The following is a 22,523-nucleotide window of genomic DNA, read 5'->3' as shown; positions in this document are numbered from 1 at the left end:
ATTACTGCGCTGGTGGCGTAGTCTTTTTGAATGAGGGGCGATCCGATAGTTGTGCAAAATGCGTGGCAAGGTTTGGGTATTGAGTTTTCCAGTTGAGCTCCGGAAAGCGCAATTCAAACCAGCCAAGCGCACATCCCAAGGCAATGTCGGCAAGGCTAAATTGATTGCCATGGCACCATTTAGAGTTACCTAAACTCTTTGACATGGTCTCCATACCCTGATGCACTTTATGCATTTGACGCTCAAGCCACTTCTCGCTTTGCTCGCCATCATTGCGAAAGGTTTTTTCTAGGCGCGCCAAAATACCGGCATCAATTACGCCATCGGCTAAGGCCTCCCAAGTTTTAACCGCAGCACGCTCCCGTCCAGTACCAGGAATGAGCTTGCCAACTGGACTTAGCGTGTCGATGTATTCAGCAATGACTCGCGAATCAAACATGGCACCGCCATCATCCATCAGCAGGCACGGAATCTTGCTTAAAGGATTAAATTCTGCAATGGTGGTCTCTGAGTTCCATACATTCTCAAGGACCAGTTCGGCATCAATCTTTTTTTCCGCCATGACGATGCGTACTTTGCGAACAAAAGGGCTAGTTAGGGATCCAATAATTTTCATAAGGGCGCAGTATAGCAATCTATGAGGTCGGCCATAAACCCATTAAAATCAAGTTTTGATCACTTTGTAACGAGAACCCCTTGTCCACGCTATCTTCATTAACGGCACTATCACCACTCGATGGCCGGTATGCAAAAAAACTTGATGCCCTGCGTCCTTGGCTATCTGAGGCAGCATTTATGCAACAGCGGGTGGTAGTCGAAATCCAATGGCTTTTGGCGCTGAGCGAGGCTAAGTTAGCCAATATTCCAAAGATTGATGCAGCCGATGAGGCTTTTCTCTTAAAACTGGCCAGTGATTTTTCAGAGGCAGATGCACAGCGTATCAAAGAGATCGAAGCGATTACCAATCACGATGTCAAGGCGGTTGAGTATTGGTTAAAAGAAAAAGTTGCGAAACGTCCAAAGTTGCTAAAAGCAAGTGAGTTCATTCACTTTGCTTGTACGTCGGAAGACATTAACAATACCTCGCATGGCCTGATGTTGCGGGGAGCGCGTGATCATGTATTGATTCCACAACTGCGTTTAATTTTGAAGGCTTTAAATGAGCTCGCGGTTCGGCATGCCACCATTCCAATGCTATCTAGAACCCATGGTCAGCCAGCCTCACCAACCACTTTGGGTAAGGAGATTGCCAATATGGCAAAACGCCTAGAGCGAGCGATTCAAGCGATTAGCAATGTCGCGCTACTTGGCAAGATGAACGGTGCGGTTGGTAACTACAACGCTCACTTGGCAGCGTATCCAGACTTTGACTGGGAGCAATTTGCTAGAGAGGTTGTCGAACAGCGGCTTGGTTTGGAATTTAATCCCTATACGATTCAGATTGAGCCCCATGATGGCATGGCTGAGCTATTTGATGCAATTGCTCGTGCTAATACAATTTTGCTCGATATCGATCGTGATTTCTGGGCCTATATTTCTCTGGGTTACTTTAAGCAAAAAACCAAGGCAGGGGAAATTGGTTCTTCTACTATGCCGCACAAAGTCAATCCAATTGATTTTGAGAACTCTGAGGGTAATCTTGGGATTGCGAACGCACTCCTGCGTCATTTAGCTGAAAAACTGCCGATTTCAAGATGGCAGCGTGACCTTACTGACTCCACCGTTTTACGAAATTTGGGCCCTGCATTTGGTCATAGCGTATTGGCGTATGACAGCGCTCTACGCGGTCTTTCTAAATTAGAGGTCAATGTTACGGCGATTGCATCTGATCTAAATGATTGCTGGGAAGTTCTCGCTGAGCCCATTCAAACGGTGATGCGCCGTTACGGGATTGAGAACCCTTATGAGCAATTAAAGGATTTAACTCGCGGTAAGGCCATTACACGCGATGTATTGCAGCGTTTTATTAAAACCCTTGCGATTCCTGAGCCAGAGAAGAAGCGTTTACTAAAAATGACCCCTGCTTCATACACGGGCAAGGCCGCAGAGTTGGCATCGCGATTGAAGCCTAGTAAGCGTTGAGTCGATCCAATCGCCCAGCTGCGCATTACCCCTTTGGCCTCTATTTTTTGTATGAGGCAATCTGGCATCTCTTAATACCCATTGTTATTGCTCGTCTGTTATGGCGCAGTCGTCACCATCGAGGTTATCGTCAGCATATCGCCGAGCGCTTTGGATTCAATCAAACCAAGAAATTTCAGACTCGGCCGATATGGATTCATGCGGTCTCGGTTGGTGAAACGCATGCCACCCAAGCCTTAATCGAGACACTGCTCCATGAAGGCCACCCCATTCTTCTAACGCACATGACTCCCACGGGGCGTGAGGCAGGCAGAGCGCTCTATTGGAAAGCGATTCAACAAGGTCGACTCGTACAAGTCTATTTACCCTACGATATTTGTTGGTCGATCGAGCGTTTTCTGAAGCATTTTCAGCCCCGACTGGGCCTTCTTATGGAAACCGAGGCATGGCCCGGTTTTGTATTGCGGGCGCGTCAACTAGAGATCCCTCTTTTTCTGATCAACGCTCGCTTATCTGAGCGCAGTTTTCAGCGTGTACAGAGTTTTGGCAGAGCGGGCCAGACACTGTTCCAGTCGTTTGCAGGTATTTTGGCCCAGTCAGCCCATGATGCGAAGCGTTATCAAGCCCTTGGTGTTGAGAATGTGCAGATCGTTGGGAATATGAAGTTCGATATCGCCAGCCAACCTGAAACACGCGCCTTGGGAGAGCATTGGAAAAAAGCGGTTCAAGCTCAGGGGCGCCTTGTGGTTTGCGCAGCCAGTACCCGAGTCGGAGAAGAGGTAATCATTCTGGATGCTTGGAAGCATATTCTGAAGACCAACACTTGGTTTCATGCGCCATTGCTCATCATCGTGCCACGCCATCCAGATCGATTCTCTGAGGTTGCTGATCTTATTTATCAATCAGGATTAGCCTTTGAGCGCCGCTCTGGTTTCAGTGATCCTCGCTCCAGTGAAGAAATGGATCCATCCTTGCATTGGGCAAAGATTGACGTTTTGCTTGGCGACTCTATGGGTGAGATGGCGGCTTACTATGCTGCTAGTGATTTTGTGGTGATGGGCGGCAGTCTATTACCAACCGGTGGACAAAATTTAATTGAGGCCTGTGCAAATGGTTGCCCCGTAATTTTGGGGCCACATACTTATAATTTTCAGAAGGCTAGTGAGGATGCCGTTGCTTGCGGCGCTGCCATTCGAATCACTGGGGATTCTGAAATGGTGTTAATGGATGCCTTAGCAAGGGCGATCGAAAATCTTTTACTAAATACGGTGGAGCGAAACGAGCGAAGGGACCATGCACTTGAGTTTGCAGCTGAACATCAAGGCGCAACCCAACGAATCTTAGAGCAGCTTAGACCTGCGCTCCAAAGTTAGGATCATCGGGACGATTGTTTTCATTTGGCTTGCGATCCGCCTTGATGAGGTCCTCGCGCTTAATACCTAACCACATTGCAATAGCTGCGGCGACGAATACCGAGGAATAAATTCCAAACAAGATGCCAATCGTAAGCGCAAGGGCAAAATAGAAGAGGGACGGTCCACCAAAAATTAGCATTGCAACCACCATCATCTCGGTACTGCCGTGCGTGATGACGGTACGGCTGATGGTGCTGGTAATGGCGTTATCAATAATCTCGCGCGGGCTCATCTTACGCTGCCGGCGAAAACTTTCACGGATACGGTCAAAGATCACTACTGACTCGTTCACCGAGTAGCCAAGAACTGCTAATACAGCGGCGAGTACAGAGAGCGAAAACTCCCATTGGAAGAAGGCAAAGAATCCCAGAATGATCACCACATCATGCAGGTTCGCCAAGATACCAGCTACAGCAAATTTCCATTCAAAACGAAACGCGAGGTAAATCATGATGCCAATTACCACAAAGATCAGGGCTTTGATTCCATCGATTGCTAGTTCTTTTCCAACTTGAGGACCGACGTATTCAACGCGCTGCAGCTTCGCCCCAGAATTATTGGCCTCCAGTACTTGCATGACTGCAGTACTTTGCTGCGCGGACGGAATAACTTGACCGGTTTGATCGCGTTGCAGAGGCAAACGAATCATGACATCGCGCGAGCTTCCAAAGTTTTGTACCTGGGTATCGGTGTACCCAATTTTGGCAATCTGATCACGAATGGAGTCAAGGGGGGCGGTTTGTGGATAAGTAATCTCCATTACCGTACCGCCGGTAAATTCAATCGAGAGATGCAAGCCTTTTTGCCAAATAAAAAAGATCGCCGCTAAAAATGTAATTAACGAAAATGCATTGAGTAACAATGCATGACGCATGAAAGGAATATCTTTGCGGATTCGGAAAAATTCCATGATTTATTTCCCTTGTGGCCGCCAGACTTGGCCAATCGAAATCGACTGCAACTTCTTTTGACGTCCGTACCAAAGATTGACGATGCCACGCGCAAAGAATACGGCGGAGAACATTGATGTCAAGATGCCAAGGCAATGCACTACTGCAAAGCCTTTAATGGGGCCTGAGCCAAAGGCAAGCAGGGCTAAACCAGCAATGAGTGTCGTGATATTGGAATCCAAGATCGTAGCCCACGCCTTATCAAAGCCAATCGCAATCGCTGTATGGGGAGCCGCACCATTGCGTAGCTCTTCCCGAATCCGCTCATTAATGAGAACGTTAGAGTCAATCGCCATACCAATCGCCAATGCCATCGCCGCAATGCCAGGCAGGGTGAGTGTGGCTTGTAGCATTGATAGTAAAGAAATTAAGAGAACTAAATTAACCCCAAGCGCAATGACTGAGAATGTGCCGAATAGCATGTAATAGGCAATCATGAAAATCGCAATCGCTGCAAAGCCATAGATGAGAGACGTAAATCCTTTTTCAATATTCTCAAGACCCAAGCTTGGACCAATGGTGCGTTCTTCAATAATTTCCATGGGGGCAGCCAGGGATCCAGCGCGCAAAAGGAGCGCAAGGTCATTGGCGCTTTCAGTGGTCGGCTGCCCAGTAATCTGGAACTTCGAGCCAAACTCACTTTGAATCGTTGCAATTGTTAATACTTCACCCTTGCCCTTTTCAAACAGAATCATGCCCATGGGCTTACCAATGTTCTCACGCGTTACCTCTTGCATCACTCTTCCGCCCGCGGCATCCAGTGAGATGTTGACAGAGGGGCGTTGGTTCTGATCGAAGCCAGCACTTGCATCGGTAATGCGATCGCCTGTGAAGATCACCGATTTTTTGAAGACGCCTAGGCGATTCTCGCCAAATCGAAATACATCGGTACCAGGTGGCGGGGTTTCATTGAGACCAATCGTTGAGGCGACTGGATCTGCGAGGCGGGATTCAAGGGTTGCAGTACGACCAATAATATCTTTGGCGCGCGCAGTATCTTGAACGCCTGGAAGTTGCACCACGATGCGCTCCGCCCCTTGTTGTTGAATCACCGGCTCTTTGACCGCTAATTCATTGACGCGTTTATTGAGGGTAATGATGTTTTGCTTGACAGCATTCTCTTGAACTTCTTTCAGTGCACTAGCCTTAAATCGCCCAACCAGTTTGGCGCCATCGGCTGATTTCTCCAGAAGCCACTCTAGATCAGCTTGAGGGCCTGCTAGTGCCGCGCGGGCAGCATCTGCTTCTGTAGTCGATCCAAAGCGAATCGTAATGGCGTCGCCTGCGCGCTCAATGCCTTGATGACGAATCCCTTTATCACGCAGTTGTCCACGAATATCAGTCGCCAAGGAAGTCAGTTTCTTCTGGACTGCTCCTTGCATATCGACTTGCAATAAGAAATACACGCCACCACGCAGGTCAAGACCCAAAGGCATGGGAAGAGCATTAATTGAGCCAAGCCAATTGGGTGTATTGGAGAGAAGATTTAGTGCCACAATGTAGTTGGGCTCTTTAGGATCCACATTGAGCTTCTGATTAATTAAATCCCGTGCTTTGAGTTGTGTATCGGTATTTTCAAAGCGAATCTTGATGCTACCGACATTCCCAGTGCGCTCAAAGAAAATCCCCGTGTTTTGAATACTTGACTCGTTCAGCAGTGACTCAATCCGAGATTGGGTAGTGAGGTCGACCTTGATCGTAGGTTTGGCTGCGGAGATTTGAACTGCGGGTGCCTCACCAAAGATATTGGGTAAGGCATACAAAAAACCAATGACGAGAGCTACCCCAATAACAAGGTATTTCCAAAGGGGGTAGCGATTCATAGTGCTGGCTTAGTGAGCGCCAATAAAGCGCCCTGATTTATTAAACGGATCTAATCGTACCTTTGGGTAGAACGCTCGTTACTGCATTCTTTTGCATCTGCACTTCGGTACCTGGAACTAGCTCAAGGATTACGTACTGATCTTTAACAGCAGTGACTTTCCCCAAAATACCACCGGCGGTAATGACCTCATCGCCAGCAGCAAGTGCCTCGAGCATCGCTTTGGTCTCTTTCTGCCGCTTCATCTGTGGACGAATCATGATGAAATAAAGCACCACGAACATGAGGATTAAGGGAATAAAACTCATTAATCCACCAGCATCACCACCTGCGGCAGGCGCGCTTTGCGCAAAAGCATTGCTAATCAACATCTTGGGGCCTCCAATTAATTACGACACGTAAGCCGCAATTCTAAACCGACTGGCGGTCAGCCGGGATTTTGAGACTAACCCTAAAGCCTTAGTCTTGGTGGGGCTCAATGCCGCGTTGGCGTTGGCGATGAAACAGGGCTTTAAATTGCGAGAAAACCCCCTCTTTAAGAGCAGAGCGAATGCCTTCCATGAGCTCAAGGTAGTAGTGAAGATTATGGATCGTATTTAACTGAGCCCCGAGGATTTCATTGGCTTTTTGGAGGTGATGCAGATATGAGCGGGTAAAGTGTCGGCAGGTATAGCAGGCGCATTGCATATCAATCGGTCGATCATCGTCACGGTAGCCGGCATTGCGAAGTTTGAGATCCCCAAAGCGGGTAAATAGCCAACCGTTTCGGGCGTTACGCGTTGGCATCACGCAATCAAACATATCAATCCCCATGTTGACCCCAAGCACTAAATCTTCAGGGGTTCCAACCCCCATCAGGTAATGCGGTAAGTGTTTGGGTAGGCGCGGCCCTGTATGACTCAAGATGCGCTCAAATTCAGGCTTGGGTTCGCCAACCGATAGACCCCCAATCGCAATCCCATCAAAGCCTTGAGTGGCTACACCCGCGAGTGATTCGTCTCGAAGTGTTTCATACATGCCACCCTGAACAATTCCAAATAGGGCATTACCGGTTTCGAGTTCTCGAAAGCGCTTGATCGAGCGCTCGCCCCAACGTAGTGACAGTTGCAGAGATTCACTCGCGGATTTTTCGGAAGTGGGCTGCCCTTGAGTTTCATAGGGTGTGCATTCATCAAATTGCATTGCAATATCGCTATTGAGCGTTGCCTGAATCTCCATGGATACTTCTGGCGACATAAATAATTTATCGCCATTAATCGGCGAAGAGAAGGTGACGCCATCCTCGGTAATTTTGCGAAGAGCGCCCAAGCTAAATACCTGAAAGCCTCCTGAGTCAGTTAGGATCGGTTTATCCCAGCCCATAAATCGATGCAGGCCGCCATGTTTACGAATGACATCCAAGCCAGGACGCAGCCATAAGTGAAAGGTATTGCCCAAGATAATTTGGGCTTGCATTTCGTGTAGGTCACGAGGGGTAACGGCTTTTACGGTACCGTAGGTGCCTACTGGCATAAAAATAGGAGTTTGAACCTCACCATGGGGTAGGCGCATTTTCCCAAGACGCGCGTGGCTATCGGCGTCCTCTTTAATGCATGTGAATTCGAGTGGGCTCATACCCGCATTGTCTCAGGTTCGCCGTAGGAACATCGCGTCACCATAGCTAAAGAAACGGTAGCGCTCGCGAATAGCATGTGCATAGGCGTAGCGAATCGCATCGACTCCAGCAAAGGCACTAACAAGCATGAGAAGTGTTGACTTTGGTAAATGAAAATTCGTGATGAGTGCGTCGACGATTTTGAACTCAAAGCCAGGCGTAATAAATAAATTCGTTTCACCTTCAAGTTGACCGGTAATGGCATAACTTTCCAGTGTTCGAATGCTTGTAGTGCCCACAGCAATCACCTTGCCCTGATTTTGTTTGGTACGTTCAATTGCCTCTATCGTATTTTTCGGGATCGAGTACCACTCGTAGTGCATTTGATGGAGCGCCAAGTCCTCATGCCGGACTGGGGTAAATGTCCCCGCGCCAACGTGCAAGGTAATAGCTGCTTGTTGTACCCCATGATCCCGTAGGCGCTTGAGTAGAGCCTCATCAAAATGCAAGCCCGCGGTTGGAGCGGCTACCGCTCCGGGTTTTTGAGCCATCACCGTTTGGTATCGATTGGCATCTTCCTCATCGGGTGTGTGGCTAATGTAGGGAGGTAATGGGAGTTCACCATAGCTCTCTAATACAGACATTGCATTCTCAGGAAATACAATTTCGTAGAAATCACTATTGCCACCAATATTGACTCGACCATTCACCACGAGTTCTGGGGCGGTCTCAGGCGCGACTATGTCCGAATAGGCACGCAGCCGAATTTTTCCACCAGGTTTTGGGACCTTGGATGCACGAATTTGAGCAATCGCTTGATTGGGCCCCGTGATGCGTTCAATCAAAACCTCAACCTGTCCACCGGTTTCCTTTTGGCCAAACAGGCGGGCCGGAATAACTCGGGTGTCATTAAAAATAAGGAGATCGTTTGGACCAATTAATTGGACAATATCGGTAAATGAACGATCAATGCACTCAGGTCTCCCATCCGCAGTCTGCGCTAGCTCCAAGAGCCGGCTGGCGGATCGTTGTGGAAGAGGATGCTGAGCGATTAGCTCAGGCGGGAGGTCGTAGTTGAAGTCGGATAATTGCATGGCATTACTATCGGTGTTGGGATTCTAACCATGAGAGCCAAGTCCAACACAAAAGCACCTAAAACACCGAGCCGTGAGGGGTCTCCTAATCTCCTCGAGAAAATGGGGCTGACTACGCCTGCCGCATTGGCTCTTCACCTGCCCATTCGCTATGAGGATGAAACCAAACTGTGGACGATTGACGAGGCTTGTGCATCGGCACTTCAAGGTCCCGTTCAAACCCAAGGGCGAGTGATTCGTAGTCAGGTGGTTTATCGACCCCGTCGACAACTGTTGGTTACGATCGAGGATGATGAGGGTACCTTAAACCTTCGTTGGTTAAATTTTTACCCCAGTCAACAAAAGCAAATGGCAGTTGGGGTACACGTACGGGTTCGGGGTGATGTTCGGGATGGCTATTTCGGCCCAGAAATGGTTCACCCGACGGTGCGCGTCGTATCACCTGATACACCCTTGCCCAAAAGCCTAACCCCGGTGTATTCGGTGATTGCGGGAGTGAGTCAGGCCAAAATTCGTAAGGCAGTACTCAATGCCTTGAAGGATCCCGGCTTAGAAGCCTGGTTGGCAGAAACAATTCCGCAGAGCGCTTTAAGTCCTGCCGCACAAAGCGTGATGAAGTGGAGCCTACGAGATTCCATCCATTACCTACATCAGCCACCGGTTGATGCTGATACTCAATCCATCATTGAGCGAACCCATCCTGCTTGGCGTCGGGTGCAATTGGAAGAACTCCTTGCGCAACAAATTTCTTTAAAGCGAGCGCATGCTACTCGCAGAGCGCGTCCTGCGCCGCCAAAACAATCGAGCTCACCAAAGAAATTAGAAAACCTTCCTTTACAACTGATGCGCTCCCTGGCGTTCGAGCTCACCAATGCACAGCAACGAGTATGGTCGGAGATTACCCATGATCTATCCGAACCATTTCCCATGAATCGTCTTTTGCAAGGTGATGTTGGGAGCGGTAAAACCATCATCGCAGCTCTAGCCAGCGCACAGATAGTGGAGCGCTCATTTCAGGCGGCCATCATGGCGCCTACTGAAATTTTGGCAGAACAGCATTACTGGAAATTTAAGGAGTGGTTTGAGCCACTCGGCATTTGTGTGGTTTGGTTATCGGGTGGCATGAAAGGGAAAGAAAAAAAACATGCACAAGAAATGATTGCATCGGGTACAGCTCAAATCATTGTGGGAACGCATGCGCTCATTCAGGATGCCGTTCAATTCGCCGCACTGGGATTGGCAGTGATTGATGAGCAACATCGTTTTGGGGTTCGTCAGCGCCTGGAGATCACTCAGCGTATTGGTTCAGAAACTTACTACTGCCACCAACTCATGATGTCTGCTACCCCGATCCCGCGAACCCTGGCAATGACCTATTATGCCGATCTCGATGTCTCGGTCATCGATGAGTTACCACCGGGACGACAAGCAATTACCACCAAATTGGTTAAAGATGCTAGGCGCCACGAGGTGATTGAGGGTTTGAAGCAGTGGTTGCAAAAGGGTCTTCAGGCCTATTGGGTTTGCCCGCTGATTGAAGAGTCAGAAGCCTTGCAATTACAAACAGCAGTTGCTAGTCATGCTGAGTTATCTGAATATTTATCCGAATACAAGCTAGCTTTGATTCATGGACGTCTGAAAGCGGATGAGAAAGCGGCCATTATGGCCGCCTTCAAAGCCGGTCAGATTGACGTATTGGTGGCAACCACGGTGATTGAGGTCGGAGTAGATGTTCCCAATGCCGCACTAATGGTGATCGAGCATGCTGAACGCTTTGGTTATGCACAGATCCATCAATTGCGAGGTCGTGTTGGCAGGGGCTCTAATCAGTCAGCCTGCATCTTGGTGTATTCCGAGCCTCTATCCTTGGCTGCTAAAGAACGTTTACAGACCCTACGCGAGGTTTCTGATGGATTTGTAATTGCGGAGCGCGATCTTGCTTTGCGTGGTCCTGGCGAGCTTTTGGGAGCAAGGCAGTCGGGTGAAGCCATGTTGCGCTTTGTCGATTTACAGCGCGATGCCTGGTTAATTCAGGTTGCACAAGAGCTTGCTGAGCATTGGTTACGCGCCTACCCAGAGCTGGTTGAGGCGCATTTGGGGCGCTGGCTGGGTTCGCGCACAGATTTTCTAAAGGCCTGATAATAAGCATATGACCTTAACTGAACTTCGTTACATCGTTGCAGTTGCTCGTGAGCGCCATTTTGGACGTGCCGCTGAAGCCTGTCATGTATCGCAACCCACTTTATCGGTTGCGATTAAAAAGTTAGAAGAAGAATTACAAACCCAAATATTTGAGCGCACCAGTTCAGACGTGGCTCTCACAACCCTTGGTGCCGTGATTATTCAGCAGGCACAACGGGTACTCGAGGAAGCCAACGCACTCAAGCATCTTGCAAAGCATGGGCAGGATCCCCTATCTGGACCGTTGCGACTTGGTGCAATTTATACCGTCGCTCCTTATTTGCTACCCAGTCTCGTTCGTGTAGCGCGCGACACCTTACCGAAGGCCCCATTATTTTTGGAAGAAAACTTTACGGTCCGTTTAATCGAGATGTTGCGTCAAGGAGAGCTTGACTGTGCCATTTTGGCGGACCCATTTCCAAGTGCTGGCTTGGATTTTGTAGATCTCTATGAAGAACCTTTCTTGGTAGCGATCCCTAAAGGGCATGAATGGTCAGACCGAAAATCGATTGGCCAAAAAGAACTGAAGGAACAAAATACTTTGTTGCTCGGGGCAGGCCATTGCTTTCGGGATCATGTGCTGGGCGTTTGCCCAGAACTCAATCGATTTGGCACAGGCCTAACGCTTGGGGAGCATCGTAGTTTTGAGGGATCCTCGCTAGAGACCATCCGACAAATGGTCGCCGGCGGAATCGGAATTACGGTCTTGCCGCGCACCTCAGTCAGTAATCCAAATGATCGTGACGGATTGATCCTCTACATCCCATTTGAATCACCTGAGCCAACGCGGCGCGTCAGTTTGGTCTGGCGTAAAGGCTATCCCAGGGTTGAGGCTATGAAGGCGATTGCTCGGACCATTCGAGCGTGCGATTTACCTGGAGCGAGGTTGCTCTGATTTCTGGGCGTTTGCAGTCGTATATTCATCTGGTGCGCTTGAATAAGCCCATCGGCATTCTTTTACTACTGTGGCCAACACTTTGGGGCCTTTGGATTGCAAGCGATGGCTTTCCAAACCCAATCATCCTATTGATCTTTTGCTTGGGAACGGTCTTGATGCGCAGTGCTGGTTGCGCGATTAATGACTATGCTGACCGTCATTTTGATAAGCACGTAGAACGCACACAGCATCGCCCACTTACCAGTGGAAAAATATCTAAGTACGAGGCAATTGCAATCGCCGTGATTTTGGCATTAATCTCATTTGTATTGATTCAGCCTTTAAATGGCTTGACCAAGCAGTTATCGGTTGTGGCAGTTCTCTTAGCAGCCATTTATCCCTTTACGAAACGCTTTTTTTCAATCCCTCAAGCAATCCTTGGCCTGGCATTTGGTTTTGGTATTCCCATGGCGTTTGCAGCGGTTCAAAATCACATACCACTGGAAGCCTGGATTTTATTTACTGGCAATGTTTTTTGGGCGATTGCCTACGATACTGCCTATGCCATGGTCGATCGCGATGATGATCTACGCTTGGGACTTAAAACGTCTGCCATTACCTTTGGGCGGTTTGATGTAACGGCAATCTCGATTTGTTATGGGCTCTTGTTGGCCTCCCAAATTTGGGTGGCCGAGATGATTGACCTGAGTTCTTGGTTCTATGTGGGCTGGTTCTTAGCGCTCGGTTGCGCTATTTACGAACTGCGATTAGTCGCCACCCGGCAGCGCGAAGCATGCTTTAAAGCCTTCTTACACAATAATTGGTTGGGGGCTGCGCTCTTTTTAGGAATTGTGCTTGGGCTAGCGCTGCGCTCGTAGTCTAGGATTGCCCAAATTCTTTCGCCATGGCCGCCCCACGTTTTTGAGCAGCATGTAGTGCGTCTTGCAAAATCGCTGCCCACTGCCGTTGATCAAGGACCTCCAGTGCAGCAGCAGTAGTTCCACCTTTAGAGGTCACTTTTTGACGAAGACTCATGGGGGATTCGGAAGACTGGAGAGCAAGGGTGGTCGCGCCCATCAGAGTTTGATTAGCCAACTCACGAGCGATCTCTGGCGCAAGCCCCATCTTCTCCCCCCCAGCTTGAAGGGCTTCTAAAAAAGCAAATACATATGCCGGGCCGCTTCCTGATAAGGCGGTCACCGCATCCATTTGGGATTCATTAGAGACCCAAATGACTTTACCAACAGCGGAGCCAATTATTTGAGCGTATTTGCGTTGCTGCTCACTGACGCAAGCTGGTGCAAATAAACCGGTGATCCCTTGATTAATCAGGGCAGGGGTATTGGGCATGGCACGAATGCATGCGGAGTATTCAAGCCAGCGTGACATATCAGCAATTTGGATTCCGGCTGCAATGCTCAGGATCACGGGGCCATGAGCAACAGCTTGCAAATACTTACTGAGTTCAGTGGCTGCGGTCTTAAAGTCTTGGGGCTTGATGGCTAAAACAATGATGTGTGCTGTCTCAATTTTCTGACGCGCATCGCTTACATCCGCATAGGTTGGAATCAAAAAATCATTCTCAAGCAGTTTGGCAGTTTGTGCTTGAGGTTCAATCACGCAAATGGACTTTGAGTTGGCCCCTTGCTGCAAGAGACCACCAATAATCGCTCTGGCCATATTGCCACCACCAATAAATACGGTATTCATCGGTTGGATATTTGTCATGACTCTATCTTAGCGCTTTGTTTGCGCTCTCCAAAAATTGCACTACCAACGCGCACCATCGTGGCACCCTCAGCAATCGCCGCCTCAAGATCGTCGGACATTCCCATGGAAAGAGTATCAAAGTCTTCAAAACCAGCCACTCTTTGAGTTTGCATCCGAATATCCTCAAACAAGTGCCGCATTGCTGCAAAAGCTTCATGCTGCTCGGCCTCATTGGAACTGGGAGCTGGGATAGCCATAAGACCTCGCAATACCAAGCCCGGAAGCGAAGCTACCACCTTACACAGTTGCAAGGTATCGCTTGGCATTACACCCGACTTACTTTCTTCTTGACTGATATTGACCTGAACGCATGCCTGAAGGGGGCCCAGACGACTATGGGCTTGTCGTTGATCCGAGAGCCGTTGCGCAATTTTCTCGCGATCAATGGTGTGAATCCAATCAAAGTGTTGGGCGATATCTGATGTTTTATTACTTTGCAGCGGACCAATAAAATGCCACTCCAGCCATGGACGCAGTTGATCGAGTCGTTGAATCTTTTCGACTGCCTCCTGGACATAATTTTCACCAAAGGCTTTTTGACCAGCATGCATCGCTTCCTCAATCGCGCTCGCCGGAAAGGTTTTGCTAACAGCAATTAATTCAATTAACTCAGGATCCCGACCACAGTGTTCAGCGGCTGCATCAATGCGATGCCGAACAGCCATCAGGCGATCAGTAATCCGACTCATGGGTTTTTTGGCAACAATTGATCGATGATTTCAATCCAATGGCGCACAGGTAGATCATCTTGATGTAAATGACTAATGCAGCCAATATTGCCAGAGACGATTGTTTTAGCTCCTGATTGCGTACAGGCAGCCTCAAGATTTTGAAGTTTCTGAGCCCGTAATTGCTCAGAAAGATTGGCTTGCAAAATCGAGTATGTACCCGCTGAGCCGCAGCATAGATGGCTGTCAGCACATAAATGCACTGAAATCCCCAGACTTTCGAGAAGACCTTCTACCTTCCCGCGAATTTGTTGACCATGCTGCAATGTGCATGGAGGATGGTAAACCACACCAGGTTTTGGATGTGCGCCAATTCGACTAATTAATGCGTCTTTAAACGCAGGTAAGAGCTCCGAAACATCTTTACATAATTGCGAGACACGCTCTGCTTTGTTTGCATAGACAGGATCATCCGCCAATAAATGACCATAGTCTTTGACCATCACTCCGCAGCCCGACGCATTCATCACAATCGCTTCTACTGAGTCCTTGCCATTCTCAATGAATGGCCACCACGCATCGATATTGCGTTTCGCATCCGCCAGACCGCCGACTTGATCATTGAGGTGATACCGTAGCGCACCACAGCAACCCGCTTTGGGGGCACTAATTAACTGAACACCTAAAGCATCAAACACCCGTAGTGTGGCATGGTTAATGTTAGGTAGCATGCCAGGCTGAACACAGCCATCGAGCATGAGCATTTTTCGGTTGTGCTGTTGATTGGGCTTTGGACCTGCTGGCAAGCCATTGGGAACCTTACGAGCAAGGGAGGCGGGCATCAGTGGACGCATGATGCGACCAATGCGCATCGCTGAATCAAATAAAGGTTTGTTAGTTAACCCTTCTTTTAATAGCCAACGCGTTAACTTCTGCCCAACGGGGCGAGGGGCTGTCTTTTCTTCGGCCCACTTACGGCCAATATCAACTAACTTGCCATACTCCACACCGCTGGGACAGGTGCTTTCGCAATTTCGACACGTTAAACAACGATCCAAATGGGTTCGGGTCTTTTCCGTGGGAGTCTGACCTTCAGCAATTTGTTTGATCAAATAAATACGACCACGAGGACCATCCAACTCATCACCCAAAAGTTGATAGGTTGGACAAGTTGCTGTACAAAACCCGCAATGTACGCATTTGCCTAATATGCGTTTTGCTTCAATCCCGTCCGCGGTATTGATGAACTCAGGAGCTAATTTTGTTTCCATACTTAAGGTAGGCGCCCAGTGGTAAATACGCCAAAGGGATCAAAGGAATGGCGCAAGCGTTTTTGTACAGCCTCTAATCCGGCAGTTAGTGGATTGGATTCCAAACGTGTAAAGCGTTCAAACCCATCGGCATTCAAGGATCGAAAGCAGGTCGCATGCCCGCCATGCTGTAGTGCGAGTTTTTGTAACACGTTCGCCGTTGATTGATTAGCAGGACCTTGAATCCAACGCTCTTGTCCATGCCACTCCATCATGATTGCTGGTGAGCAATCCTTAGGTATCTCCAGCACTGGGCAGTTGGCAGGCAAGGAGAGTCGCCAAAGTGCATGATGATTTGGCATTTGAGTAAACCAAGAAAGCTGCTGCTCACGAAGATTACGCCAAAATAGATCAGCCTCTAAATCATCGAGTACGGTAGCGCCAAGTCGATCTTGTATCATTTGACTAGCAGAGGTGACCGCCGCCTTAGCGCCTGCCAATCGAATCGTTAGCTCGCCTTCATCACCTGCATGACCGATCCATACGCTGGCGTTGAGCGGTAAAGGTTGTCCAGCCCATTCATTGAGTACTTTTAATGCATTGGCAGCGCCCGTCTTGCAGCGTAGACTCGCAGTGGCAGCGGGCTTTGGCAGTACTTTTACAGAGGCCTCCAAAAGCAGAGCGAGCGTTCCTAGTGAACCCGGTAGCAGGCGCGAGACATCGTAACCGGCGACGTTTTTCATGACCTTGCCGCCAAAGGATAGGTCTTCACCGCGACCATCCATGAGTCGAGTTCCCAAAACAAAGTCCCGTAAATTTCCGGCGCTAATGCGAGCAGGGCCAGCGAGGCCCGCAGCAATCACACCCCCAAAAGTCGCATCTTCTCCAAAGTGGGGCGGCTCAAACGGCAGAATCTGATTATTTTTGGCCAAGGTTGACTCGATTTCTGCAATCGGTGTGCCAGCGCACGCCGTGATTACTAACTCCTCAGGTTGGTAATCTAATATCCCCTGATACGGTTTCGTACTCAAAATGGGAGACTGGTTTGGGTTGCCGTACCATGATTTTGTATTACCACCTTGAATCGATAGCACCTGATTCTGTTTACCAGCCTCAATAATTTGCTCACGAAACTGGGATAGTACGGTTTCGTTCATGCCTAGAAGCGCTCCAATTCGGGGTGGGGTAAAACACCACCGCTGACACGCAACCGTCCATATTCGGCACAGCGATTGAGAGTTGGAATGGCTTTATCCGGATTTAAAAGACGATCTGGATCAAATGCTGCTTTAACCCCCCAAAAACGCTCACGCTCTTGTTCGCCAAATTGAACACACATGGAATTAATCTTCTCGATCCCCACACCATGTTCACCGGTGATGGTGCCCCCGAGCTCAACACAGGCCTCAAGGATTTCAGTACCAAACTCTTCAGCCCGATGCCACTCATCCAGATCGGCACCATTAAACAAAATGAGGGGGTGCATATTGCCATCTCCCGCATGAAAGACATTGAGACAGCCCAGACCATATTTGGCCTCCATGCCTTTGATGCGCTTGAGTAGAGTTGCAATATGACGCCTTGGAATGGTTCCATCCATGCAGTAATAATCTGCCGCAATCCGACCAGCGGCGGGGAAGGCATTCTTGCGTCCACTCCAAAAGCGCAAACGTTCTGCCTCACTTTCAGACACTTGAATACGACTAGCCCCTTGCTTTTCTAGCACGGCATTCATGCGTGCGATTTCTTCTTCGACCTCTTCAGGGGTTCCATCTGATTCGCACAATAAGATAGCTTCTGCGTTGAGGTCATAGCCAGCATGCACAAACTCCTCAACAGCACGCGTGGTTGGTTTATCCATCATCTCTAAACCAGCTGGAATAATCCCCGCAGCAATGATGGCGGCGACTGCATTGCCACCTTTTTCAATATCATCAAAGCTGGCCATAATGACACGTGCTAATTTTGGTTTTGGTACGAGCTTCACAGTAATTTCTGTGACGATACCGAGCATTCCTTCGCTACCAATCAATACAGCTAACAAATCCAAACCTGGTGAATCTGGTGCCATGCTGCCAAATTCCACCACATCACCATTCATGAGGACGGCACGGACTCGCAATACATTGTGAAGCGTCAAGCCATACTTTAAGCAGTGCACGCCACCTGAGTTCTCATTGACATTTCCGCCAATCGAGCAAGCAATTTGCGAGGATGGATCAGGCGCATAGTACAAACCATGCTTTGCGACCGCTTCTGAGATTGCCAGGTTACGGACACCTGGTTGTACGACCGCAGTGCGTGTAAAGGGATCGACCTGCAAAATCTTTTTGAACTTGGCTAACGATAAAACCAAGCCTTGTTCAATTGGCATTGCACCGCCTGAGAGACCGGTGCCCGAGCCGCGGGGTACTACAGGAACCCCCAGGGCTTTGCAGACCTTCAGAATATTCACCACTTGCTCTTCATTCTCAGGAAGCGCTACTGCTAGGGGCATTTTGCGATAAGCCGCCAAGCCATCGCATTCATAGGGAATGGTGTCCTCGGGCTGCCAAAGCAGGGCATCATCCCCTAGAAATGGCCGTAAGGCATCGACCAAAATAGCCTGTTTGGCCTGTAGAGATTGGATTTCAGCAGAAGAAGCGAGGGCACTCATTCGTCTATTTTAGCCATTTACCTATAATCTGTTCATGGGAAATCGACTATCAAAAATTGCAACCCGAACTGGTGATGCCGGTATGACTGGCCTTGGTGACGGTAGCCGTGTTGAAAAAGATCATTTACGCATCTGTGCGATGGGCGATGTGGATGAGCTCAACTCCCAAATTGGGGTTTTGATGACCGAAGATCTCCCTCCATCAATTGCTTCTGATCTTCAGGCATTACTCCTGCGAGTCCAGCATGATTTATTCGACTTGGGTGGAGAGCTTTGTATTCCTAATTACACCCTATTAAAAATTGAGCAAGTCGAACAGCTCGATACTTGGTTAGCTTACTACAACGCCAATCTGCCTCCGCTAAAAGAATTTATCTTGCCAGGAGGAAGCCGTGCAGCAGCTCAAGCGCATGTCTGTCGAACGGTTTGTCGACGCGCTGAACGCTCGATTGTTAAGTTGGGTTGGGTTGACCCAATCGCTGACTCGCCGCGTCAATACGTGAATCGCTTATCCGACCTTCTATTTGTGATTGCCCGGGTTTTAAACCAAGCCGCTGGTGGTCAAGACGTACTGTGGAAGAATCAAAATAAAGCACAAGACAACGAGTAAGAAAAAACGCGGCCTAAAGCCGCGTTCCTGATAAATAAAACATAACTAGGCGCGCCGCCGCTTGCGAACCGCTTGGGCAAGACGTTCAAGCACCTTCACAGAATCATCCCAGTTAATGCAGGCATCGGTAATACTCTTGCCATATTCCAGCTGTTTTGGATCATCCTTGCCGGGTGTGAACTTCTGAGCGCCGGCGTTTAGATGGCTTTCAATCATCACCCCAAAAATCTTACGGGATCCACGCTCGATTTGTTCAGCAACATTATTAGCAACATCGATTTGCCGTTGATGCTGTTTACTTGAATTGGCATGAGAGAGGTCGACCATTAAAGAAGCTGGTAACTTTGCGGCTTCTAGTTCAGCACAGGCTGCTTGAACGTACTTTGCTTCGTAGTTGGGCTCTTTGCCGCCGCGCAGAATCACGTGACAGTCTTTATTGCCCTTGGTTTCAACGATTGCAACCTGACCATTTTTATGCACCGATAAGAAATGATGTGGTCGATGCGCCGCTTGAATCGCATCGGTTGCAATTTTGATATTGCCATCAGTACCGTTTTTAAATCCGATTGGCGCAGATAGTCCAGAACTCAGTTCGCGATGAACTTGACTCTCTGTCGTTCTGGCGCCGATTGCACCCCATGAAATTAGATCGGCAATGTATTGAGGCGAGATCACATCCAGGAACTCACTACCGGCTGGCATGCCCAAGCGATTAATTTCCATGAGTACTTGGCGCGCAATACGTAGGCCTTCTTCAATCTTAAAACTCTCATCGAGATAGGGGTCGTTGATGAGTCCCTTCCAGCCAACTGTCGTGCGGGGTTTCTCAAAATAGACGCGCATGACAATTTCTAGATCGTCTGCTAAGCGAGTACGCTCTTTCATGAGGCGTTGGCAATATTCCAATGCTGCGGAAGGATCATGGATCGAGCAAGGACCAATGATTACTAGGAGGCGATCATCCTTGCCATGAATTAGGTTCCGTATTTTGTCTCGAGTACGCCCGATTAGCTTTTCAGTTGGAGTACCTACGATTGGAAAAAACCGAATCAAATGCTCGGGAGGCGGCAAAACAGTAATGTTGCCGACACGTTGATCATCGGTCGCAGAGGTTTTATCTAAGCTTGCGTACCAGTTTTCTTGGGGGGTATGGGGTTTTGTGCTCATACCCTCTATTCTAAAGCCTCGTAGAGGTCGGTGCGATCCAATACAAGCGCATGTAAATCAAGCCGTGCCCCCAACGGTCATCTCATCAATGCGCAAGGTTGGCTGACCCACACCAACCGGGACGCTTTGCCCTTCTTTGCCGCATACGCCCACCCCGCTATCTAGACGAAGGTCGTTGCCGATCATGCTCACTTGCTTGAGAGATTCTGGGCCGTTGCCAATAATGGTTGCGCCTTTGACGGGGTATTGGATCTTGCCTTTTTCCACCCAATACGCCACCGAGGCAGAGAATACAAATTTGCCACTCGTGATATCAACTTGCCCACCACCAAAGTTCACAGCATAGAGACCTCGATCAATACTGGCCACAATCTCTTCTGGGTCATATTGACCAGATAGCATGTAGGTATTGGTCATACGGGGTAGGGGCAGCGAGGCAAAGCTCTCACGCCGTCCATTGCCTGTTAGTGGCATTCCCATCAAGCGTGCATTCAGACTATCTTGAATATAGCCCTTTAAAACACCGTCTTCAATCAGGGTGGTGCATTGCGTGGGTGTACCCTCATCATCCATATTGAGAGAGCCGCGACGTCCGCTGAGTGTTCCATCATCAACCACCGTGACGCCCTTAGCGGCTACACGCTGACCAATGCGTCCAGAGAACGCAGAAGATCCTTTGCGATTAAAGTCTCCTTCGAGGCCGTGACCAATGGCTTCATGCAGCAGTACACCGGGCCATCCCGGCCCCATCACAACGGTCATTGGACCTGCAGGTGCTGGACGGGAATCGAGATTTAGGAGGGCCTGATCAACTGCTTCGTCGACCCACTGATCGATACGCTGGGTATCAAAAAAACCGTAGTCGGCGCGTGCTCCACCGCCGGCAGAGCCGGATTCTCGACGACCATTTTGCTCGGCAATGACATGGATGGATACGCGCACGAGTGGGCGAATATCGGCAGCTAATAAGCCATTCGAGCGAGCTACCATGACGACATCAAACTCACCCGCAAGACTAGCCATCACCTGAATGATGCGTGGGTCACGTGCCTTCGCGCGCCGCTCAATCCCCTCTAAGAGCGCAATTTTTTCTGGGGGCGTTAATGAGTCCAAAGGGTTGAAGGGACTGTATAAGGCTGGATTAGGGTGTGTCGATGCCGAAAGTGGGGTGCGGACTTTGACTTTGCCACCTTTAGGACCAATTACACGAGTAGCATGGGCAGCCTTTAATAAAGCTTCAGAGCTAATCACATCCGAGTAAGCAAATGCTGTTTTATCGCCTGAGATCGCACGAATACCAACACCTTGATCAATATTGAAACTACCGGATTTGACAATCCCCTCCTCTAAACTCCACTGCTCACTACGTGTGTGCTGAAAATATAAATCCGCATCATCTAAGCGATGCGCATGCATCACCCCAAACAGTTGATCAAGATCAGAAGGACTGAGGCCATTGGGCTTGAGTAAAAAAGAATGCGCAATGTCGAAAGCCTCTTGTGGGCTTGCAGTTGTTGCAAGGTTTGGGATAGCGAGTGAGTTCATGGTTCTTTTAAATAAGCTTACGATGTTTTAGGGCGGGCAGCTTAGAGCGCACCTCTTCGAGTGCAGTTGAGTCTAGCTCACCAAGCACGCAGCCTTCGCCAGTGGCGAGCTCAGAGACAATATTGCCCCAGGGGTCGACCAGCATGGATTGACCCCAAGTGCGACGTTGATTTTGATGAAGCCCACCTTGGGCAGATGCTAAAAAATAGCACTGGTTTTCAATAGCCCGGGCACGGAGCAAAATCTCCCAATGATCCTTGCCTGTGGTGTGGGTAAATGCAGCTGGAATCACTTGGCAGTCAACTCCAGCCTGCTGTCGGTAGAGTTCCGGAAAACGAAGATCGTAGCAAATGCTTAAACCAAACACCCACTCCTTGCCCTCATGCAAAATGCGAACCGTTGTAGGTTGGTTGCCCGCCTCAATCGTTTCAGATTCTTGGTAGCGCTCATTAGACGTCTGAAAACCAAATAGATGGATCTTGTCGTAACGGGCAATGCACTGACCATCAGGATTAAATACTAAGCTCGCATTTAGCACCTTTTGGGGATCACTCGCCTCGAGGGGAATAGTTCCTGCAATTAAGAAGATCTGATACTTTTGAGCAAAGCCTTGAAGCGCGTCTTGAATCGGACCACGACCAAAGGTCTCCCGCACTTTGACCTTGTCGGTATCCGCAAGGCCCATTAGGCAAAAATACTCAGGTAGCGCAAGCACTACTGCACCTTGGTCAGACGCGTTTTTGATTAGACGTTCAGCAGTGCTCAGATTGTCTGCCAAATTCGCAGATGAAATCATCTGAATCGCTGCTACTGTTAATTTATTTGCCATACCACTAAATACT

General features: G+C 49.0%; 20 protein-coding genes. 6 read left to right on the top strand and 14 right to left on the bottom strand.

Annotated features, from left to right (window positions below):
- Nucleotide 1: 1 nt before the first annotated feature.
- The gene (locus tag QUE64_RS07630) at nucleotides 2-616 is read right to left on the bottom strand and encodes a glutathione S-transferase family protein (RefSeq protein WP_286225190.1); all 615 of its coding nucleotides are present in this window, start codon (nucleotides 614-616) and stop codon (nucleotides 2-4) included.
- An 80-nt stretch (nucleotides 617-696) separates the two neighbouring features.
- On the opposite strand from QUE64_RS07630, the gene purB reads away from it, so the two are divergent.
- Together purB and waaA are read left to right on the top strand one after the other, a co-directional pair.
- Nucleotides 697-2,082, top strand: a complete 1,386-nt coding sequence (gene purB / locus QUE64_RS07625; protein WP_286225189.1) for an adenylosuccinate lyase — start codon at nucleotides 697-699, stop codon at nucleotides 2,080-2,082.
- A complete protein-coding gene (gene waaA / locus QUE64_RS07620) occupies nucleotides 2,079-3,455 on the top strand; it encodes a lipid IV(A) 3-deoxy-D-manno-octulosonic acid transferase (RefSeq protein WP_286225188.1) in 1,377 nt (458 codons plus the stop codon). Before purB ends, waaA begins: the two co-directional genes overlap by 4 nt.
- On the opposite strand, the gene secF is transcribed toward waaA, so the two are convergent.
- The 5 genes from secF to queA form a co-directional block, all read right to left on the bottom strand.
- Entirely contained in the window at nucleotides 3,433-4,407 is a 975-nt protein-coding gene (secF, locus tag QUE64_RS07615; RefSeq protein WP_286225187.1) for a protein translocase subunit SecF, read from the bottom strand. The two genes, waaA and secF, sit on opposite strands and share 23 nt — an antisense overlap.
- A 3-nt stretch (nucleotides 4,408-4,410) precedes the next feature.
- Nucleotides 4,411-6,270, bottom strand: coding sequence for a protein translocase subunit SecD (secD, locus tag QUE64_RS07610; protein ID WP_286225186.1), 1,860 nt, complete (start codon nucleotides 6,268-6,270; stop codon nucleotides 4,411-4,413).
- A 40-nt stretch (nucleotides 6,271-6,310) separates the two neighbouring features.
- The gene (yajC, locus tag QUE64_RS07605) at nucleotides 6,311-6,640 is read right to left on the bottom strand and encodes a preprotein translocase subunit YajC (RefSeq protein WP_286225185.1); all 330 of its coding nucleotides are present in this window, start codon (nucleotides 6,638-6,640) and stop codon (nucleotides 6,311-6,313) included.
- Between the two features lie 88 nt (nucleotides 6,641-6,728).
- Nucleotides 6,729-7,883 (bottom strand): tRNA guanosine(34) transglycosylase Tgt, encoded by a 1,155-nt coding sequence (gene tgt, locus QUE64_RS07600; RefSeq protein ID WP_286225184.1) that lies wholly within the window; start codon nucleotides 7,881-7,883, stop codon nucleotides 6,729-6,731.
- 12 nt (nucleotides 7,884-7,895) lie between these two features.
- Nucleotides 7,896-8,957 carry a tRNA preQ1(34) S-adenosylmethionine ribosyltransferase-isomerase QueA gene (gene queA / locus QUE64_RS07595; RefSeq protein ID WP_286225183.1) on the bottom strand — a complete coding sequence of 354 codons (1,062 nt, stop codon included), beginning with the start codon at nucleotides 8,955-8,957 and terminating at the stop codon, nucleotides 7,896-7,898.
- A gap of 30 nt (nucleotides 8,958-8,987) precedes the next feature.
- Here queA and recG point away from each other — a divergent pair, with 30 nt between their 5' ends.
- The 3 genes from recG to ubiA are packed head-to-tail and all read left to right on the top strand — an operon-like array spanning nucleotide 8,988 to nucleotide 12,893.
- Nucleotides 8,988-11,096, top strand: coding sequence for an ATP-dependent DNA helicase RecG (gene recG / locus QUE64_RS07590; protein ID WP_286225182.1), 2,109 nt, complete (start codon nucleotides 8,988-8,990; stop codon nucleotides 11,094-11,096).
- Nucleotides 11,097-11,106: 10 nt separating this feature from the next.
- Nucleotides 11,107-12,033 carry a LysR substrate-binding domain-containing protein gene (locus QUE64_RS07585; protein ID WP_108508992.1) on the top strand — a complete coding sequence of 309 codons (927 nt, stop codon included), beginning with the start codon at nucleotides 11,107-11,109 and terminating at the stop codon, nucleotides 12,031-12,033.
- The gene (ubiA, locus tag QUE64_RS07580) at nucleotides 12,033-12,893 is read left to right on the top strand and encodes a 4-hydroxybenzoate octaprenyltransferase (protein WP_286226202.1); all 861 of its coding nucleotides are present in this window, start codon (nucleotides 12,033-12,035) and stop codon (nucleotides 12,891-12,893) included. Before QUE64_RS07585 ends, ubiA begins: the two co-directional genes overlap by 1 nt.
- A gap of 1 nt (nucleotide 12,894) precedes the next feature.
- On the opposite strand, the gene proC is transcribed toward ubiA, so the two are convergent.
- From proC to QUE64_RS07555, 5 genes are read right to left on the bottom strand one after another with little or no spacing between them, the layout of a single operon-like run.
- The gene (proC, locus tag QUE64_RS07575) at nucleotides 12,895-13,743 is read right to left on the bottom strand and encodes a pyrroline-5-carboxylate reductase (protein WP_286225181.1); all 849 of its coding nucleotides are present in this window, start codon (nucleotides 13,741-13,743) and stop codon (nucleotides 12,895-12,897) included.
- A complete protein-coding gene (locus QUE64_RS07570) occupies nucleotides 13,740-14,474 on the bottom strand; it encodes a YggS family pyridoxal phosphate-dependent enzyme (RefSeq protein ID WP_286223458.1) in 735 nt (244 codons plus the stop codon). Before QUE64_RS07570 ends, proC begins: the two co-directional genes overlap by 4 nt.
- Nucleotides 14,471-15,724, bottom strand: a complete 1,254-nt coding sequence (gene glcF / locus QUE64_RS07565) for a glycolate oxidase subunit GlcF (protein WP_286225180.1) — start codon at nucleotides 15,722-15,724, stop codon at nucleotides 14,471-14,473. Before glcF ends, QUE64_RS07570 begins: the two co-directional genes overlap by 4 nt.
- Before the next feature lie 2 nt (nucleotides 15,725-15,726).
- Nucleotides 15,727-16,860 carry a glycolate oxidase subunit GlcE gene (gene glcE / locus QUE64_RS07560; protein WP_286223455.1) on the bottom strand — a complete coding sequence of 378 codons (1,134 nt, stop codon included), beginning with the start codon at nucleotides 16,858-16,860 and terminating at the stop codon, nucleotides 15,727-15,729.
- A 2-nt stretch (nucleotides 16,861-16,862) separates the two neighbouring features.
- On the bottom strand, nucleotides 16,863-18,359 hold the full coding sequence (locus tag QUE64_RS07555; protein ID WP_286225179.1) for an FAD-linked oxidase C-terminal domain-containing protein: 1,497 nt from the start codon (nucleotides 18,357-18,359) through the stop codon (nucleotides 16,863-16,865).
- 34 nt (nucleotides 18,360-18,393) lie between these two features.
- Here QUE64_RS07555 and QUE64_RS07550 point away from each other — a divergent pair, with 34 nt between their 5' ends.
- Nucleotides 18,394-18,969 carry a cob(I)yrinic acid a,c-diamide adenosyltransferase gene (locus QUE64_RS07550; RefSeq protein WP_286225178.1) on the top strand — a complete coding sequence of 192 codons (576 nt, stop codon included), beginning with the start codon at nucleotides 18,394-18,396 and terminating at the stop codon, nucleotides 18,967-18,969.
- Nucleotides 18,970-19,014: 45 nt separating this feature from the next.
- Here the strand turns inward: QUE64_RS07550 and QUE64_RS07545 are convergent, their stop codons facing one another.
- Genes QUE64_RS07545 through QUE64_RS07535 form a run of 3 tightly spaced genes read right to left on the bottom strand, consistent with a single transcriptional unit; the run spans nucleotide 19,015 to nucleotide 22,510 of the window.
- Nucleotides 19,015-20,136 (bottom strand): 3-deoxy-7-phosphoheptulonate synthase, encoded by a 1,122-nt coding sequence (locus tag QUE64_RS07545; protein WP_286225177.1) that lies wholly within the window; start codon nucleotides 20,134-20,136, stop codon nucleotides 19,015-19,017.
- 57 nt (nucleotides 20,137-20,193) lie between these two features.
- Nucleotides 20,194-21,681 carry a metalloprotease TldD gene (tldD, locus tag QUE64_RS07540; protein ID WP_286225176.1) on the bottom strand — a complete coding sequence of 496 codons (1,488 nt, stop codon included), beginning with the start codon at nucleotides 21,679-21,681 and terminating at the stop codon, nucleotides 20,194-20,196.
- 7 nt (nucleotides 21,682-21,688) lie between these two features.
- On the bottom strand, nucleotides 21,689-22,510 hold the full coding sequence (locus tag QUE64_RS07535; RefSeq protein ID WP_286225175.1) for a carbon-nitrogen hydrolase family protein: 822 nt from the start codon (nucleotides 22,508-22,510) through the stop codon (nucleotides 21,689-21,691).
- Between the last annotated feature and the right edge of the window lie 13 nt (nucleotides 22,511-22,523).

Source organism: Polynucleobacter sp. HIN7, assembly GCF_030297595.1.
In the GTDB taxonomy this organism is placed as follows: domain Bacteria; phylum Pseudomonadota; class Gammaproteobacteria; order Burkholderiales; family Burkholderiaceae; genus Polynucleobacter.
This window is presented reverse-complemented; position numbering and strand designations above follow the sequence as displayed.